The 17,948-nt window shown below is 39.8% G+C and carries 19 protein-coding genes; all 19 read left to right on the top strand.

Annotation, left to right across the window (positions count from 1 at the left end; translation table 11 throughout):
* Positions 1–28: 28 nt before the first annotated feature.
* The 19 genes from HNQ41_RS00990 (at position 29) to tsf (ending at position 17,870) form a co-directional block, all read left to right on the top strand.
* Positions 29–775 (top strand): flagellar biosynthetic protein FliO, encoded by a 747-nt coding sequence (locus HNQ41_RS00990; RefSeq protein WP_184662544.1) that lies wholly within the window; start codon positions 29–31, stop codon positions 773–775.
* The gene (fliP, locus tag HNQ41_RS00985) at positions 772–1,440 is read left to right on the top strand and encodes a flagellar type III secretion system pore protein FliP (protein WP_184662543.1); all 669 of its coding nucleotides are present in this window, start codon (positions 772–774) and stop codon (positions 1,438–1,440) included. Before HNQ41_RS00990 ends, fliP begins: the two co-directional genes overlap by 4 nt.
* A gap of 13 nt (positions 1,441–1,453) precedes the next feature.
* Positions 1,454–1,723, top strand: a complete 270-nt coding sequence (fliQ, locus tag HNQ41_RS00980) for a flagellar biosynthesis protein FliQ (RefSeq protein ID WP_184662542.1) — start codon at positions 1,454–1,456, stop codon at positions 1,721–1,723.
* A 9-nt stretch (positions 1,724–1,732) separates the two neighbouring features.
* Positions 1,733–2,506 carry a flagellar biosynthetic protein FliR gene (gene fliR, locus HNQ41_RS00975; RefSeq protein ID WP_184662541.1) on the top strand — a complete coding sequence of 258 codons (774 nt, stop codon included), beginning with the start codon at positions 1,733–1,735 and terminating at the stop codon, positions 2,504–2,506.
* Between the two features lie 3 nt (positions 2,507–2,509).
* Positions 2,510–3,592, top strand: a complete 1,083-nt coding sequence (flhB, locus tag HNQ41_RS00970; RefSeq protein WP_184662540.1) for a flagellar biosynthesis protein FlhB — start codon at positions 2,510–2,512, stop codon at positions 3,590–3,592.
* A gap of 68 nt (positions 3,593–3,660) precedes the next feature.
* Positions 3,661–5,706 (top strand): flagellar biosynthesis protein FlhA, encoded by a 2,046-nt coding sequence (gene flhA, locus HNQ41_RS00965; protein ID WP_184662539.1) that lies wholly within the window; start codon positions 3,661–3,663, stop codon positions 5,704–5,706.
* A complete protein-coding gene (flhF, locus tag HNQ41_RS00960; RefSeq protein ID WP_184662538.1) occupies positions 5,703–6,917 on the top strand; it encodes a flagellar biosynthesis GTPase FlhF in 1,215 nt (404 codons plus the stop codon). Before flhA ends, flhF begins: the two co-directional genes overlap by 4 nt.
* Before the next feature lie 5 nt (positions 6,918–6,922).
* On the top strand, positions 6,923–7,822 hold the full coding sequence (locus HNQ41_RS00955; RefSeq protein ID WP_184662537.1) for a MinD/ParA family protein: 900 nt from the start codon (positions 6,923–6,925) through the stop codon (positions 7,820–7,822).
* Complete coding sequence (locus HNQ41_RS00950; RefSeq protein ID WP_184662536.1) at positions 7,822–8,910, top strand: protein-glutamate methylesterase/protein-glutamine glutaminase; 1,089 nt, start codon at positions 7,822–7,824, stop codon at positions 8,908–8,910. Before HNQ41_RS00955 ends, HNQ41_RS00950 begins: the two co-directional genes overlap by 1 nt.
* Positions 8,911–8,923: 13 nt before the next feature.
* Positions 8,924–11,002: a chemotaxis protein CheW gene (locus HNQ41_RS00945; RefSeq protein ID WP_184662535.1), complete on the top strand. Its 2,079-nt coding sequence runs from the start codon at positions 8,924–8,926 to the stop codon at positions 11,000–11,002.
* A 65-nt stretch (positions 11,003–11,067) separates the two neighbouring features.
* A complete protein-coding gene (locus HNQ41_RS00940; protein ID WP_184662767.1) occupies positions 11,068–11,547 on the top strand; it encodes a chemotaxis protein CheW in 480 nt (159 codons plus the stop codon).
* Position 11,548: 1 nt separating this feature from the next.
* Entirely contained in the window at positions 11,549–12,190 is a 642-nt protein-coding gene (locus tag HNQ41_RS00935) for a chemotaxis protein CheC (RefSeq protein WP_184662534.1), read from the top strand.
* Positions 12,183–12,671: a chemotaxis protein CheD gene (locus HNQ41_RS00930; protein WP_184662533.1), complete on the top strand. Its 489-nt coding sequence runs from the start codon at positions 12,183–12,185 to the stop codon at positions 12,669–12,671. The genes HNQ41_RS00935 and HNQ41_RS00930 overlap by 8 nt, the downstream gene beginning before the upstream one ends.
* Positions 12,671–13,015, top strand: coding sequence for a hypothetical protein (locus HNQ41_RS00925; RefSeq protein WP_184662532.1), 345 nt, complete (start codon positions 12,671–12,673; stop codon positions 13,013–13,015). Before HNQ41_RS00930 ends, HNQ41_RS00925 begins: the two co-directional genes overlap by 1 nt.
* Before the next feature lie 38 nt (positions 13,016–13,053).
* Entirely contained in the window at positions 13,054–13,821 is a 768-nt protein-coding gene (locus HNQ41_RS00920; protein WP_184662531.1) for a FliA/WhiG family RNA polymerase sigma factor, read from the top strand.
* A 142-nt stretch (positions 13,822–13,963) separates the two neighbouring features.
* Positions 13,964–15,334, top strand: coding sequence for a FapA family protein (locus HNQ41_RS00915; RefSeq protein WP_184662530.1), 1,371 nt, complete (start codon positions 13,964–13,966; stop codon positions 15,332–15,334).
* A 52-nt stretch (positions 15,335–15,386) separates the two neighbouring features.
* Entirely contained in the window at positions 15,387–15,998 is a 612-nt protein-coding gene (locus HNQ41_RS00910; RefSeq protein ID WP_184662529.1) for a DUF6115 domain-containing protein, read from the top strand.
* A gap of 151 nt (positions 15,999–16,149) precedes the next feature.
* Positions 16,150–16,848, top strand: coding sequence for a 30S ribosomal protein S2 (gene rpsB / locus HNQ41_RS00905; RefSeq protein WP_184662528.1), 699 nt, complete (start codon positions 16,150–16,152; stop codon positions 16,846–16,848).
* Positions 16,849–16,985: 137 nt separating this feature from the next.
* Complete coding sequence (gene tsf, locus HNQ41_RS00900; protein WP_184662527.1) at positions 16,986–17,870, top strand: translation elongation factor Ts; 885 nt, start codon at positions 16,986–16,988, stop codon at positions 17,868–17,870.
* The last annotated feature ends 78 nt before the right edge of the window (positions 17,871–17,948 follow it).

Here is a 17,948-nt window from a genome sequence, read left to right as displayed (position 1 = left end):
GCGTTTGTGATGTATAGAGGAGGAAAGTATGTTGTCCTGTAAGTCTTTAAGTAAGCAGGCTTTAACGTTGGTTTTTATCACTTTTTTTGCTCTTATGACGTTCGCTAGCCCAGCATTAAGTTTTGAGAGCCCTGATGACGGTTCTAATGACCGATTTGTTGATGATATTTTAAATGATAGTGACGAAGAAGATGAACCATTACAAGGTGAGCAAGAAGGAACCGATGAGGACATCTCTTCAGATTCTGATACCCCTAAAGAACATGAGCCTGACGAAGAAGATGGTACGCCTGTAGCGAGCGGATCGCAAAACCTCTTTTTATTATCGTTACAAATGTTTGCTGCTTTAGGGGTAGTCATTTTCCTCATCTATACTGTTTTACGTATGATTCATAAACGGTCGCAATCGTTTCAAGACCATTCGACATTACAAAATATAGGTGGTGTCAATCTAGGGACAAACCGTTCTGTACAACTTGTTCGTGTAGGCGACCGTTTACTCATCGTCGGTGTCGGTGACACGATACAGTTATTACGTGAAGTGGATGACCCTGAAGAGATTGAAAAATTACTTCAAGATCAAAAAGCTTCTGATGTATTCGATCAGCCGGTTTCAAAAATGTCTAAATGGTTGAAATCGAATATTTTTCAGCGTTCAAAAGCAAATTCATCTGAGCCAACATCACATTTTGGACAACTTCTAGACCAAGAGTTGAAAGATGTTTCTGATGAACACCGAAAAGCGCATTCAACGGTAGAGGAGAAAGAACGATGATGGAAATACCAGGCCTTGATATATTTAGTAATGATGCAGAAAGCTTAACTGCAACCGTTCAGTTATTATTACTGTTAACCGTACTTGCACTCGCGCCGAGTATTCTCATCTTGATGACATGTTTTACGCGAATCGTTATTGTTTTGTCGTTTGTACGCTCAGGACTCGCGACACAACAAATGCCACCAAACCAAGTCCTAATAGGTCTAGCTCTTTTCATCACGTTTTTTGTGATGGCCCCGGTGTTTGCTGAGGTAAACGAAGAAGCGCTTCAACCATTGTTTAATGAGGAAGTGAGTCAGGAAGAAGCCTTTGAAGCAGCGACTGTTCCTGTTAAAGAATTTATGGTTCAGCATACACGGGAAAAAGATCTTGCTTTGTTTATGGGGTATGCAGGGATGGACAGACCGGAGACGCTTGATGACATTCCGTTAACATCTCTTGTTCCTGCATTTGCAATTAGTGAATTAAAAACAGCATTCCAGATTGGTTTTATGATTTTTGTTCCTTTCTTGATTATTGATATGGTTGTTGCCAGCGTTTTGATGTCGATGGGAATGATGATGTTACCACCAGTTATGATCTCTCTACCATTTAAAATTTTATTATTTGTTATGGTAGACGGTTGGTATTTAATTGTCAGGTCATTGTTATTAAGTTTTTGAAGGGTGAATTGAGATGAGTCCAGAACAAGTAATCGCGTTGGCTGAACAAGCAGTCTATGTCGTCATTATGACAGCAGGTCCTCTATTGATTACAGCATTAGGAATCGGTTTGTTAGTGAGTATTTTCCAAGCAACAACGCAAATTCAAGAGCAAACGTTAGCGTTTATCCCGAAAATTGTTGGTGTTTTCGTTGCATTAATCATCTTTGGTCCATGGATGCTTAATCATGTGACATCGTTTGCCGAACAATTATTTAACAATCTTCACTTGTTTGTAGGATAGGTCAGAGTTATGGAATGGATTGAATATTTTCCTGCTTATGTCTTAATTCTTGTTCGTGTTACAGCTTTTTTTGTCACATTACCTTTCTTTTCCTACGAGAACATTCCCGGAATGTACAAAGTAGGTATAGCTCTATTTGTTTCTTGGCTCATCTTCTTTGCTTTTGAATGGCCCATTCTTGAGATCGATGGTACATTTGCATTGCTTATTATCAAAGAATTACTCGTCGGTTTAACAGTCGGTTTAGTAGCGATGATTATGTTATATGCCATTCAAATCGCTGGTGGATTTATTGATATTAAACTCGGGTTTATGCTTGCCAATGTGATGGACCCACAAACGGGTTCGCAATCACCGATGATTGGTTCGTTTTTATATATGTTTTCTATGATGTTCTTACTTGCAACGGATGCTCACCACATGATTCTTGATGGTGTGTTTTACAGTTATGAATATGTACCGCTTGATCAATTATTCTTACCGATGGGCGATGAAAACGTCATTGAGTTTCTCGTCACGAGTTTTAACACAATGTTTATCATTGCTTTTCAAATGGGGATGCCGATTGTTGGGTCGATCTTTCTCGTTGACGTGGCGTTAGGGATGATATCGCGAGCCGTACCACAGGTAAATGTGTTTGTTGTCGGCTTGCCATTAAAGATTTTTCTCGGGTTTATTATGATGTTTCTCGTGATGGCACCGTTTTTTATGGTTGTACAACAACTTGTTGAAACGATGACTGAAACGATGAGAACACTCATGCAACTGTACGGAGGGGTGTAAAAAATGTATCAATCCCTCGATTTACAATTTTTTGCGCAAGAAAAAACAGAACAAGCAACACCGAAGAAAAAGCGAGAAACGAGAGAAAAAGGACAAGTTCCGAAAAGTACGGATGTTAATACAGCATTTATCTTATTATTTGTATTTTTATTTTTATGGTTTATCGGATCGTATGTAGCTGAACAATTGTTTACCATCGCACAATTTACGTGGCAAGCTGATTATTTATTGATGGATATAACGAGCGAGAACGTAAGTACATTGTTAGTTGAGTACATCTACCAAATCTTCTTGATACTTGGTCCAATCTTGCTTGCGTCTGCACTTGGTGGTATCGCTAGTAACTATTTGCAAGTCGGTTTACTATTTGCCCCAGAAGCGGTGAAGATGAAGCTAAGCAAAATTAACCCACTTAAAGGTGCGAAACGGATTTTTTCGATCAGAGCCATTGTCGAATTACTAAAATCGTTATTAAAAATTACTTTCGTCGCTCTTGTTACATTTTCAGTCATTTGGTTTGCGATGGACGACTTGTTAGCGTTGGCTCTATTTTCTGTGGAAGATGGCATGGTGTTAATCGGAAATTTAATTGTCATTATGGGACTTTCTGTTGGATTTTTGCTCATGCTCATATCGGTCCTCGATTATACGTATCAGCGTTATGACCATGAAAAAAACATTCGGATGTCGAAACAAGATATTAAGGACGAGCATAAAAAAACAGAAGGTGACCCACAAATTAAAGGGAAAATGAAGCAGCGTCAAAAGCAAATGGCGACGAACCGAATGATGCAGGAAGTTCCGAAGGCTGATGTTGTTATTACAAACCCTACTCATTATGCTATCGCCCTTAAATACGATGATGAAACGATGGAAGCGCCACAAATCGTTGCAAAAGGTGTTGATTACGTCGCCTTAAAATTGAAAAACATCGCCAAGCATAATGACGTTGTTACCGTAGAGAACCGTGCGTTAGCGCGAGCACTTTACGACCAAACAAACCTTGGAGATCAAGTCCCAGAAGATTTATTTAAAGCAGTAGCAGAAGTGCTTGCTTACGTTTATCGGATTCAAAACCGTTTGTAATAGATGACGAAGCTGCTGGCCATTCTGCAAAGGATGAATTTGTTCATTATTGAAGGAGAGAACCGAACATGTCAGCGAAAGATTTAAGTGTTTTAGTCGGTGTGATCATGATCGTGATCATGCTGATCATTCCATTACCACCTGGGATGATCGACTTTCTAATAATTATTAATATCTCTTTGGCTCTTATCATTATTCTCGTTGCCATGAACACGGAAGAGGCGTTGCAATTTTCCATCTTTCCGACGCTCCTGTTGCTGATTACGCTCTTTCGGCTCGGTTTGAACGTTTCAACAACGCGTTTAATACTCGGAAATGAGGGGGATGCCGGAAACGTTATCGAAACGTTCGGCCAGTTCGTTGTAGGGGGAAATGCGCTCGTCGGTTTTGTCGTTTTCGTTATCCTCGTCGTTATCCAGTTTATCGTGATAACAAAGGGAGCTGAACGTGTATCTGAAGTTGGTGCGCGTTTTACGTTAGATGCGATGCCAGGTAAACAAATGAGTATCGATGCTGACTTAAATGCGGGAATGATATCTGATCAGGAAGCAAAAGAACGCCGAACTAAAATTGAAAACGAAGCGGACTTTTACGGTTCAATGGACGGTGCTAGTAAATTCGTCAAAGGTGATGCGATTGCAGGGATCGTGATTGTGCTTATCAATATCATTTTTGGTCTTGTTATCGGTATGATGCAACAAGGCTTAGATTTACAAGAAGCAGCAAGCACTTATACGCTTTTAACAGTCGGGGACGGTCTTGTCTCGCAAATTCCAGCATTATTAGTATCTACAGCTACTGGTATTGTCGTTACGAGGTCAGCATCTAACGGAAACCTCGGCCACGATGTCACAGAGCAATTGTTTGCCTACCCGAAAATGTTATACGTCGCAGGAGCAACAATTGCGCTATTAGGATTTATTACGCCTATCCAAGCTTTAGTGACAACGGCTGTCGCGTCTATTTTAGGTGTTGGAGCCTTTTTACTTGAGCGCAGCGACCAGCAAAAAGTTGAAGAAGAAATCGAGACAGAAGAAGAACCGAAGGAATCGGAAGAAGAGATGACCTCTCCTGAAAATGTTGTGAACTTATTACAAGTTGATCCGATTGAATTTGAGTTTGGTTATGGCTTGATTCCACTCGCTGATGCTAATCAAGGTGGAGATTTATTAGACCGTGTCGTCATGATTCGCCGTCAAATTGCGATTGAAATGGGGATGATTGTCCCAGTCATTCGTATTCGCGACAATATCCAACTACAACCAAATGAATATGCGATAAAGGTTAAAGGTAATGAAATCGCCCGCGGTGAGTTATTATTAGATCATTATATGGCAATGAGTCCAGGTATCGAAGATGAGTCGATTACGGGTATAGAAACGTTAGAACCTGCGTTTGGACAACCAGCACTTTGGATAGGGGAAGACATGAAGGAACGAGCGGAATTGTCGGGCTATACCGTTGTCGATCCGCCATCGGTCGTTTCCACCCATTTAACAGAAGTTGTCAAGCGCCATGCACATGAGTTACTTGGGCGTCAAGAAACGAAGAAACTCGTTGACCACCTAAATGAATCGTATCCAACACTTGTTGAAGATGTGACACCAACACCACTTTCAACGGGAGATATTCAAAAAGTATTGGCGAACTTGTTAAAAGAGAAAGTATCGATTCGTAATTTGCCTGTCATATTTGAAGCGCTTGCTGATTACGGCCAAATGACAAAAGACACTGATATATTAACAGAATATGTTCGACAGTCATTATCTCGTCAGCTAACACACCAATATGCACCAGATGGTGGTCCACTTTATGTGTTGACTGTAAGTGCAAGTGTCGAAAAGACGGTATCTGATGCCGTTCAACATACAGAACATGGTGCTTTTCTCGGTATTGATCCAAATGAAGGTCAGAAGATTATCGAAAATACGATGGCTGAAGTCGAACGTATGCAACAAACAGGGCACATGCCAATTATTCTTTGCTCACCAGCGGTTCGAATGTATATCCGAAACTTACTTGAACGGTATATGCCACACATTCCAGTACTTTCTTATAATGAACTCGAACCTACTGTTGAAGTACAAAGTATCGGGGTGGTGAATGGATCATGAAGGTAAAAAAGTTTTTGGCAAAAGACATGCCTGAAGCAATGAAAAAAGTTCGTAGTGAACTCGGCGATGACGCTGTTATCTTGAACTCAAAAAATGTGGAAACGGGTGGGTTTCTTGGCTTTTTCACAAAGAAAAACATCGAAGTGATTGCAGCAATTGACCCACATCAGTTATCTGATGCAAAACGTTCACAAAAGAAAGAAAATCAAGGGTACAATCAAACAAATAAGTATACAAATAAACAAACGAATGTTTCGGAAACAAGAACAAAGCCGCCCAAAAGACCTGAACCACCAAAGGCTCAAGAAAAGTTTCAAACGGCAAACCTACAGAAAAAAGATTCTGAGTACGAACTGAAAAAAGAGATTGAAGATTTAAAAGGGCTTGTGCAAAAGATGAGTGGGACATCGACACCTAATGAGGGATATCCTCCACCATTGGAAGCCGTTAACCGTCGACTTAAGGACCAAGAGGTCATCGATACGATACGCTATCAAGTCATGAAAGATTTACTTCGTTTTTACTATACTTCAGGGGAAACAAGTGAAGAAAGCACAGTAAAAGAGTGGGCGGAAAACGCTTTGAAAGACGTATTACCGAATGTGACATTCGGAGGTATTAACTTTGATAAACGGTTCTTAAATGTCGTCGGACCAACAGGTGTAGGGAAAACGACGACCCTTGCAAAGATTGCAGCACACGCAAGTTTAAACGATAACAAAAGTGTTGCCTTTATCACGACAGATACGTATCGTATTGCCGCGGTTGAACAATTAAAAACATATGCAAAAATTTTAAACGTTCCCGTTGAAGTAGCTTACTCTATTGATGACTTTAAAAAAGCGAAAGAAAAACTTTCCGGTTATGACGTTATACTTGTCGATAGCGCGGGTAGAAACTTTCGAAACCCTCTTTATGTTGAGCAATTAAGTCAAGTGATTGATTTTGATAACGAAATGGAGACCCACCTTGTTTTGGCATTAACCTCTAAATATCGGGATATGTCAAAAATTATAGAACAATTTCAATTGATTGATATTGATAAACTCATTCTTACAAAAGAGGACGAAACGGACACAAGCGGTGCCGCTTTGAACCTTGTCTGCGATTATCAAATAGGAATTTCTTATATGACTGATGGTCAAAATGTCCCAGACGATATGTCAGAAGCGACAGCCGATTCGTTAGTTCAAAAAGTGGTAAGGGGTTGACCATTTTGGTTCATGATCAAGCAGCTCGTCTTAGAAGCAAGTTAAATGAGCGTCGAACAAGTGAGCGTAGTAATCCCCAAAGTACAAACGCTGAAGTGCTCTCAATTGTCAGTGGAAAAGGGGGGGTAGGAAAATCAAATATCGCTTTAAACTTTTCCCTTGGCTTGGTTGAGAAGGGATATCGTGTCCTTCTTTTCGACCTTGATATCGGAATGGCAAATGTTGATATCTTACTAGGTCAATCTGCTACGTATTCGATTGTCGATATGTTAGAACAGCAAATGCCGATATCAACGATTATTGAGACAGGTCCAAAGGGACTCTCTTATGTAGCAGGTGGTTCGGGGTTAAACGATCTTTTTCGGATGGATGACGCGCGAATGGCTTTTTTTACAGAGCAGCTAACCCAATTGGATCAAGATTATGATTTTATTTTGTTTGACATGGGCGCTGGAGCAACCGAAGATAGTTTGAAGTTTATACTATCGTCACATGAAGTCATTTTAATTACAACGCCAGAACCAACGTCGATTACAGACGCATATGCGATGGTGAAATACATTCATATGCACGATCATAATCTCGGGCTATCTTTAATGATCAATCGTAGTGAGTCGGAAAAAGAAGGGAAACAGACGGGAAGGAACCTTCAAAATGTCTGTCGGCAATTTTTAAAAAAAGAGGTTCGTCTTCTCGGTGCGATCCCTCAAGATGAAACGGTATTAAAAGCAGTTAAGGCACAAGTGCCATTTACGATTCATTCACCAGCAGCAAAGTCGACAAAAGCTTTACGTAAAACCGTTTCCTTTTTTATAGGCGAACGAATACAACAAGAGGAGCAAAGGACATTCTCGTCGTTTGTTTCAAAGTTTAAACGTGTTTTTCAACCTCATAAAGAGGAGTGATGACTTTGATACATGTTCTTGTCGTTGATGATTCAGCATTTATGCGTCGAATGATCTCTGACATCCTTGAAAGTGATGAGCGATTAACCGTTATAGGGACAGCTAGGAACGGTGAAGACGCTTTAAAGAAACAACAACAATTAAATCCAGATGTGATCACCCTTGATGTGGAGATGCCGGTGATGGATGGGCTAACAACCTTACAAGAGATCATGAAAGTAAAGCCGGTTCCAGTTATCATGGTTAGTAGTACGACAAAAGAAGGTGCCGACACGACAATGAAGGCGATCGCATATGGCGCGATCGATTTCATTGCCAAACCTTCTGGGGCTATTTCGTTAGACATTGATAAAATCAGTCACGAACTTATTGAAAAAACTGTGCTAGCTTCTACTGTTGTTCTTGAGAAACTAGCCGACCAACGGTTAGAAGACTCGACACCAAATGAGGATGAAAAAAAGACCGAGACGGACACGTTACTAACAACAATACCATCACAAACAACTCGACCATCATTAAAAAAAATCGTTGCGATCGGAACCTCTACAGGAGGCCCTAAAGCCCTGCAAAAGGTACTATCTTCCTTTTCAGAAAATATTGACGCACCAATTATTATTGTTCAGCACATGCCGAAAGGATTCACGGCATCTTTGTCGAAAAGATTAAATAGCGTGTCGAAAATTTTGGTGAAAGAAGCAGAAGAAGGAGATATTTTGCAAAAAGGTGTTGCTTATATTGCGCCTGGTGGATACCATTTAACAGTAAGGTCTATTGGGACTTCAGTCGCTATCCAATTAGACCAATCGCTACCTGTGAATGGGCACCGTCCTTCTGTTGACAAAATGTTCAATTCTTTAACCGGACTTTCGACCTACTTAAAAATCGCCGTCGTGTTAACAGGAATGGGATCTGATGGGAAGGAAGGGCTACATCAACTTAAACGATCGGGGGAGACAATTGCGATCGCAGAATCTCATTCCTCCTCTGTCGTGTATGGTATGCCGCGTTCTGTCATAGAAGCACAGTTAAGTGATCATACACTTGATATTAAAGACATTTCATTAGCTATTGAAAGATATTGCACATAAGGAGGTACACCTTGTGGAAAGAAACCAGTACTTAGATATGTTCATTGATGAAAGTAAAGAACATTTGCAAATGATGAATGACCAACTATTAAACCTTGAAAAGAATCCAGAAGATGTCTCGATTGTTAACGAAGTTTTCCGTGCGGCTCATACGTTAAAAGGGATGGCTGGAACGATGGGATTTGATGATTTAGCGAGTTTAACCCACCGTATGGAAAATGTGTTAGACCAAATTCGCAACGAACAATTACATACGACAAGTGACTTGGTCGATGTCATTTTTGATGCCGTCGATGATCTAGAAGCCATTGTCAATGATGTTGCAGATGGTGGAGACGGAAAACGGGATGTATCAAATGTCGTTAACCAATTAGAACAAATTGAAAACGGTACATGGTCAGAAGAAGAACATGCCGCTACAGCTGAAGAAATGAAGAATACTAGTGGCGGAGAGACACCATTCTTTGATGATTTTGAACGAACGGTCTTAAATCAGTCTAAAGAACAAGGGTATAACGCTTTTCATTTTCAAGTTTCCTTAAGAGAAGATTGTATTTTAAAGGCAGCCCGCGTTTTTATGGTTTTTGAAGTTCTCGAGAAATGTGGAGAGGTCATCAAATCAACACCGACTGTTGATCAGCTTGAGGAAGAACAGTTTGAACAGACGTTTTCGGTGACACTCGTCACGAAAGAAGAAGCCGAGGAAGTTCAGCAAAAGATAATGAAAGTTTCCGAGGTAGAAGAAGTGTTAGTTAGTGTCGTAGATGTAGGTATGCTCGAGCAAACGGATCAATCAGATCAATCAAACGAAGATACAAGTGACCAATCCGTTGAACAACAAGAAGAGTCTAAAAGTATACAACCAGCTCAGGAAGTACAAGAAAAACAAAGTGCAACACCTCGAACGCAACAAGCAGAGAGTAATGACAAACAGCAGCAACAAACAAACAAAACCATTCGCGTGAATATTGATCGCTTAGATAGTTTAATGAACTTATTTGAAGAACTCGTGATTGACCGGGGCCGACTTGAACAAATTGCAAGTGACTTAAAGAGTAATGAATTAACAGAAACAGTCGAGCACATGTCACGAATTTCAGGCGACTTGCAAAATATTATCTTAAATATGCGCATGGTCCCTGTAGAGCAAGTATTTAATCGTTTTCCAAGAATGGTTAGAGGTTTAACGAAAGAATTAAACAAAAAAGTGAACTTAGAAATTATCGGAGCTGAGACGGAACTCGACCGTACAGTTATCGATGAAATCGGAGACCCACTCGTTCATTTGTTGCGTAATTCACTAGACCATGGTATTGAAACACCTGACGAGCGTACAAAAGCTGGGAAACCAGAAGAAGGTCATGTTACGTTAAAGGCATATCATAGTGGGAACCACGTCTTTATTGAAGTGTCTGATGATGGTAAAGGAATTAACAGAGAAAAAGTGTTACAAAAAGCCTTGGACAATGGTGTTGTTTCGCACGATAATGCGTCTTCGCTATCTGACAAACAGGTTTATGAGCTATTGTTCTCAAGTGGTTTAAGTACAGCTGATCAAGTATCAGATATTTCCGGGCGAGGCGTCGGCATGGATGTTGTGAAAAATAAAATCGAATCTTTAGGCGGTAATATATCCGTTGACTCTGTACCAGAGGAAGGTTCAACTTTTTCGATTCAATTACCATTAACTTTATCGATCATTTCTGTCATGCTCGTTGATGTTCAAGAAGAGGTGTATGCAATTCCTCTTTCTTCAATTATCGAAACAGCAATTGTAAAAAAAGAAGACATTATGTCAGCACATAATCAAGATGTGATCGACTTCCGTGGACATGTTGTGCCACTCGTTCACTTAACGGACTTTTTTGATGTCCCAAGAACACGTGAACAAGACGATTATTACTCGATCGTTATCGTTCGAAAAGGTGAAAAGATGGCTGGACTTGTCGTTGATTCATTTATTGGCCAACAAGAAATTGTTTTAAAATCTCTCGGGAATTATTTACAAAACGTTTTCGCAATTTCCGGAGCAACGATTCTCGGCAACGGACAAGTTGCGCTTATTATCGATTGCAATGCGATGATTAAATAGAAACAAACGTTATTAGTTTAGATGCAATCAATGAATAACAGCTAGGAGGGATTGTAATGGCTGAAATGGTTGAAAATGAAACAATGAATGATATGAAAGTGATTGTCTTTCAATTAAAAAATGAAGAGTATGGTGTTGCCGTCGAACAAGTTCGATCGATTGAGCGTGTCCAGCATATTACGCGGGTCCCGCGAACACCAGATTTTGTTAAAGGTGTGATCAATTTAAGAGGTGTCGTTACACCGATTATTGATTTGCGCAGTCGATTTAATATTGAAGAAGTCGATTATTCTGATAGTAGCCGCGTCATTATTGTTAGTGTAGGTGAAATGGATGTTGGTTTGATTGTAGATAATGCCAACGATGTCATTGACATTCCTGCAAATGCAATTGAACCACCTCCAGAAGTCGTAGGTGGACTAGAAGCGGAATACTTAAGAGGCGTAGCTAAGTTAGAGAAACGACTACTCATTTTATTGAATCTAGATAAAGTATTAAACCCAGAAGAGATCCAAGATTTAAAACAAATTGAGGCGGAAGTGTAACATGGATATGTTTCAACGAATTGATGCCCAGCAACTCGACCTTTTGAAAGAAGTTGGAAATATCGGCGCTGGAAATGCAGCTACAGCTCTTTCTACGATGTTAAATAAGACGATTGAAATGAACGTTCCTTCTGTTAATGTTGTTCCTTTCAATCAAATGACAGAAACCGTCGGAGGCGATGAGGCAGTCGTTGTAGCCATCTTTCTTAGGATTGAAGGTGAATGCCCAGGTAATTTGTTTTTCATGTTACCAGTAGGCGAAGCAACAGTATTAATTCAAAATTTGATTGGAGAAGAACAAGTTGACTTCTCTAATCCACCAGTTTCTGAATTAGCTGCAAGTGCAATGCAAGAAGTTGGGAATATTTTGGCAGGGTCTTATTTATCGTCGTTATCTGATTTTACGAAAATCCCTCTTCAACCGTCAGTCCCAGCTCTTGCAGTTGACATGACGATGGCTATATTAAGTCATGGTCTGATTGAAATTTCGAAAGTCGGGGATTATGCGATCGTTATTGAGACTGAGATTAAAGAGGAGACAGCAAAAAATGAGACAAAAACGACAGGTCACTTCTTTTTATTGCCGGATCCGGAATCGTTTGCGATCATTTTTAATGCTTTAGGGGTAGACACCGATGAATGAAGTTGTGAAAGTAGGAATGGCTGACCTTAATGTTTCCAAATCACCAAATTCGATTCGAACATCAGGTCTAGGATCATGTGTAGGTGTTGTCATTTACGATGAGCGTATGAAATTGGCTGGAATGGCCCATATTATGCTTCCAGACTCGTCGATGGCTAAAAACGGTGGTTTGAATCGGGCAAAATATGCAGATACAGCGATCACTGATTTGCTTGTACTCATGGAACGTGAAGGGGCTAATAAAATAGGTTTAAAAGCAAAAATGGCTGGCGGTGCCCAAATGTTTCAATTTTCTTCATCGAGCGAAGTGATGCGAATAGGCCCTCGTAACGTAGAAGCGGTTCGGGAACAACTAAAGAAGCACAAAATACAACTAATTAGTGAAGATGTAGGTGGTAACAGTGGGCGCACCATCGAATTTGACCCAGCCTCGTTTTCGTTATCGATTCGAACAGTCAGTCAAGGAACGAGGGAAATCTAATGCTTCATGGAACTTGGCGAATCAATATCGTTTTTGCTCTTATTGGATTTATGATCGTGTTTATCGCTAGCATGATGATCAATTATTTTCCTATTTCGCTTTTTAGAGGTGTGATCGCCTTTTTTATTGCGTATGTCTTAGGATATTTCATTCGTTTTTTATGGGCATTAACATTTGCTCATGTGAAAAGATATTCTGGAGATCATACAAATGTTTCATCAAAGAAAGAGAAAACCAATGAACAAAGTGACAATAAAGAACATTCGCAAAAACAAGCCACTAAAAATGATGACAAACAAGAAAACAACATTGAAAGTAAACTCGCTGTATCTAGCGAAGAGTAATGCTTCATACTAACAAGTGTAGAGGGGGGTAAGGGTTCATGGTACAAGTGGAAAATGTCGAACAACTTCAACAAGATTGGGAACTTTGGACAAATGAACGAGATGACCAAGCATGTACACGTTTGATTGAAGCGTACTTTCCACTTGTTGAATATCATGTACAACGTATAGGTGCAAATGTACCGAAAAGTGTAAAACACGATGACTTACGGAGCCACGGTTTTATGGGATTATACGATGCACTTGAAAAGTTCGACACATCACGTGATTTGAAATTTGATACATATGCATCTTTTCGTATTCGTGGTTCGATTATGGACGGCTTGCGTCAAGAAGATTGGCTTCCGCGTTCAGTTCGGGAAAAATCAAAAAAAATCGAAGCAACGATTGAAAGATTGGAGCAGGAGCAAGGACGTAACATTGAAGCCAAAGAAATTGCTGAAGAATTAGGGATGAGTGAGACTGACATTCTACATGTTATGAATGAAACTTTTGTTGCTAACGTGCTGTCAATCGACGAACCTGCTCAAGAGTCAGACCGTGATGAAACCTATTTGTCAACGATCGAGGACAAGAAGACCCTTACCCCAGAACAAGAAATAGTCAAACAATCTTCAAATGACGAACTTGTCAATGTGATCGATAACTTAAATGAGAAGGAACGACTTGTTATTACCCTGTTTTATTTTGAGGAATTAACATTGACAGAAATTGGTGAAGTTTTAAGTTTATCGACCTCAAGAATTTCACAGATACACTCAAAAGCGCTCTTCCGATTGCAACAAGTATTAAAAAAAGCTAATTAACTGTAAATAAGAGGAACAAAAGCTATGGTATGTTTTTCAAAAACCTAGATGGTTATGAAAGCATAACATGGCTTTTTCTAACAATAAAAGCTATAATAGTAAATATGAAACTTGTTTAAAACAGTCATAGAGGGTGAGACAAGTGGGTTCATTATATGAGGTTTTAGAAGTAGAAATAAGTGAAGAAAAGCAACAAGCAATCCTTAAACAAAATCAACGTCAAGAAGCCCCGATAACTCTAGATGAATTAAAGCATTTCCTTGTTGAACATGGTATTACCTATGGATTGAAAGAAGAAGTTTTAAATAGTTTTATCGAAGGGTCAATTAGCGCTCCTGTTGTCGTCGCGGAAGGTAAGCAGCCGATAGATGGTGAAGATGCTTATTTACAGCCGGTTTACCCTACAAATGGTGACGGGAAAATGGGAGATGACATGTATGTTGATTTAAAACATGTGATAGATATTCCTTCGGTCACGCAGGGGACGCTTGTAGGAAAAAAGGTGCCCAAAACAGAAGGCCAAAAGGGCATGAATATATTTGGTGAAGAAGTTGAAGCAAAACCAGGTAAAGATATGAAACTCCGTAAAGGAAAGAATACTCAAGTTAATGACGACGGTACAAAATTATATGCAGTTGTCGATGGACAGATGAGTGTGGAAACGAAAGTGATTCATGTTTATCCGGTTTACGAAGTCAATGGCGATCTCGATTTAAAGACGGGAAATATTGATTTTGTCGGTAATGTTAATATACGAGGTAATGTACCGACAGGCTTTGAAGTACGTGCCGGCGGTGATATTCGAATTAATGGGTCTGTGGAGGCGGCAACTTTACACGCAGGAGGATCCATTTTTATTAACCAGGGGATTGTGGCCGAAGGGAAAGGTGAAATCCATTCAGCCAACGATTTACATACATTGTTTATTAACCAAGGTAATGTTGTTGTTGAAAAAGACGTACATGTTACACAATCGATTTTCCATAGCGATATACAAGCAAACGGGATGGTTTATTGTACGCAAAGGAAAGGAAATATCGTAGGTGGTAGTGTCTCTGCAGGCCGAGGTATTGAAGTCAATGAAGTAGGTAACGACATGAACACACCTACTTCTCTTTACCTTGGGGTGAATAAGAAAGGTTTGGAAAGAGAACAACAGTTACAAAAACAAATCGAGGAAAGTAACGATGAAAAGGAGAAATTAAACCAGCTTCTTAGCCGTTTATTAGAAAAAGAAAAACAAGGTTCTCTTACAGGCCAAGAGCGAGTCTTAAAACTTCGAATCCGTAATTCGCTCAATGAAAATGAACAAAAGCAGCTTGAAGGAAAAGAAAAATTAAATGAAATCCAAGACCTATACAAAAGCGAAGCGCTAGCACAAGTTAATGTTTATCAAACCATTCACCCAAACGTTGATATTTACTTTGGTAAATATCGCCGTAAAGTGATTACAAAACATCAAAATGTTCGTTTTCGTTTGAATGATGGAGAAATCACATTTATGAACCTGTAGCTTTTAAAGGTGAAGGCATATGGATTGGCGAACATAGTTAAAGAGGGATCGTATGACGTACATTATTATTTTCAGCTTCATTCTTCACTTGGTAAGTTTCTTTTTTATCATTCTCTTTTATATGAAGTTGCAAGAAAAGAGTCAGAGCACAGGTGAAGATGAGAAAACGAAAAAAGAAATTGAAGATTTGCTTATATCCTATACACGTGAAATGAAAGATAACAATGATCGATTTTTACGTCAATTAGCAAGAAGGAAAGAGCAACAAACACGTGAAGAAGTACATAAAACAATGGACAAAGCTACAGACAAGACTGAAGCATCGGAAGGACAGAGGTACCAAAACGAGGACTATGAGAGAACGTACACGCCTCCGACATCACCACTTACGTACTCGGTTCCTGTTGGGCCACGGGTAGAGAGTGACAAAAACTTGGAGGATGACCAAGCAAAGTTTTCTCAGCAAGCAAATGAAGAAAATAAAATGAATTATGAAGATTATCAACCACCAACACCTGAGGAAAATGGCACACATATGGAATCATCACAAAATGCAAAAGTTTTAGCTTTAGCAGAAAAAGGGTATAATGCGAAGGAAATTGCACAACAATTGGAAATGGGAGCCGGTGAAGTTGAATTGTTATTAAAATTTCACCAACGTTAAAAGTATTGTTGCGCACACGCAAACATTATGGTATAGTAATTTTCGGTGTTCATCACACACGTTCGTTGATTTGTACAATGGTGCTGTCACATGACAGTTTTGTACAAAGAGGATATGAACGGAGGAACAAAAAACCAAGGAGGTGTTGGAGATGGCAGTAATCTCCATGAAACAATTGTTAGAAGCCGGCGTTCATTTCGGTCACCAGACACGTCGCTGGAACCCGAAAATGGATCGTTACATTTTCACTGAACGTAACGGGATTTACATCATTGACTTACAAAAGACTGTGAAAAAGGTTGACGAGGCATTCAAATATGTTCGCGACCTTGCAGCACAAGGCGGCAATGTTTTGTTTGTCGGTACGAAAAAACAAGCACAAGACTCTGTAAAAGAAGAAGCAGAGCGTTGTGGCATGTATTTCATCAACCAACGTTGGTTAGGTGGAACTTTGACAAACTTCGAAACAATCCGTAAGCGTATTGCACGCCTAAAAGACTTAGAGCGTATGCAAGAAGACGGTACGTTTGACGTTCTTCCTAAGAAAGAAGTTATCCTTTTGAAAAAAGAAATGGATCGTCTTGAGAAATTCTTAGGCGGAATTAAAGAAATGGATCAACTACCAGACGCATTGTTCGTCATTGATCCGCGCAAAGAGCGCATTGCAATCGCTGAAGCGCGCAAGTTGAACATTCCGATTGTTGCAATTGTTGATACAAACTGTGACCCGGATGAAATCGACTACGTGATTCCAGGAAATGACGATGCGATTCGTGCGGTAAAACTTCTAACAGCAAAAATGGCTGATGCAATCCTTGAAGCAAACCAAGGCGAAGAAACTTCAGCGTAACAAATTGGAGCAACGAAGGGTGATAGAGGGGTTGGCCCTTTATCACCTTTTTTTCACGAAAGCACGTTTCGTTTTTCGGTTCTTTCATGATAGATGAAACGTTCTAACATTACATACTCACTAAGGAGGAATAAAACATGGCAATTACAGCAAGTATGGTAAAAGAATTGCGTGAAAAGACAGGCGCAGGCATGATGGATTGTAAAAAAGCGTTGAACGAAACAGATGGAGATATGGAAAAAGCAGTCGATTTCTTACGTGAAAAAGGAATCGCAAAAGCAGCGAAGAAACAAGACCGTGTTGCTGCTGAAGGTTTAACTTATGTTCAAGAAGAAGGAAACGTAGCAATTATTGTCGAAGTAAACGCAGAGACAGACTTCGTTGCGAAAAACGAAAACTTCCAAAACATGGTTTCCACTGTAGCGAACCACTTACTTCAAAACCGTCCAGCGACAGTTGAAGAAGCATTCGGTCAAGCATTTGACGGTGAAGCAGAAACGCTTCAAGACTACATTAATGACCAAACTGCAAAAATTGGTGAAAAACTTTCCCTGCGTCGTTTTGAAATCGTTGAGAAAACAGATGCTGATTCCTTTGGCGCGTATTTACACATGGGTGGACGCATCGGCGTATTGACGCTTGTTGAGGGAACGACTGACGATCAAGTAGCAAAAGACGTTGCAATGCACGTAGCAGCGATCAACCCAACTTACATTTCACGTGATGAAGTACCAGAAGATGTTGTAAACAACGAACGTGAAGTATTAAAACAACAAGCAATGAATGAAGGGAAACCTGAAAACATTGTTGAAAAAATGGTTGAAGGTCGTTTAGGCAAGTACTTCGAAGAAATTTGCCTAAATGAACAAGCATTTGTTAAGGATAGCGATCAAAAAGTAGGGAAGTACGTTGAAAGCAAAGGTGCGAACATTAAAACATTTGTTCGTTACGAAGTTGGCGAAGGAATCGAGAAAAAAGAAGAAAACTTTGCTGATGAAGTTAAGTCTCAAATGAAAAAATAGTCAAAAAAGTGAGGAAAGGGGCACTCCGTGTCCCTTTTCCGCAATATTACCAAGGTGATGATAAAGATTTAGGGAACA

The organism is Texcoconibacillus texcoconensis, from assembly GCF_014202575.1.
GTDB classification, from domain to species: domain Bacteria; phylum Bacillota; class Bacilli; order Bacillales; family Salisediminibacteriaceae; genus Texcoconibacillus; species Texcoconibacillus texcoconensis.
This window is presented reverse-complemented; position numbering and strand designations above follow the sequence as displayed.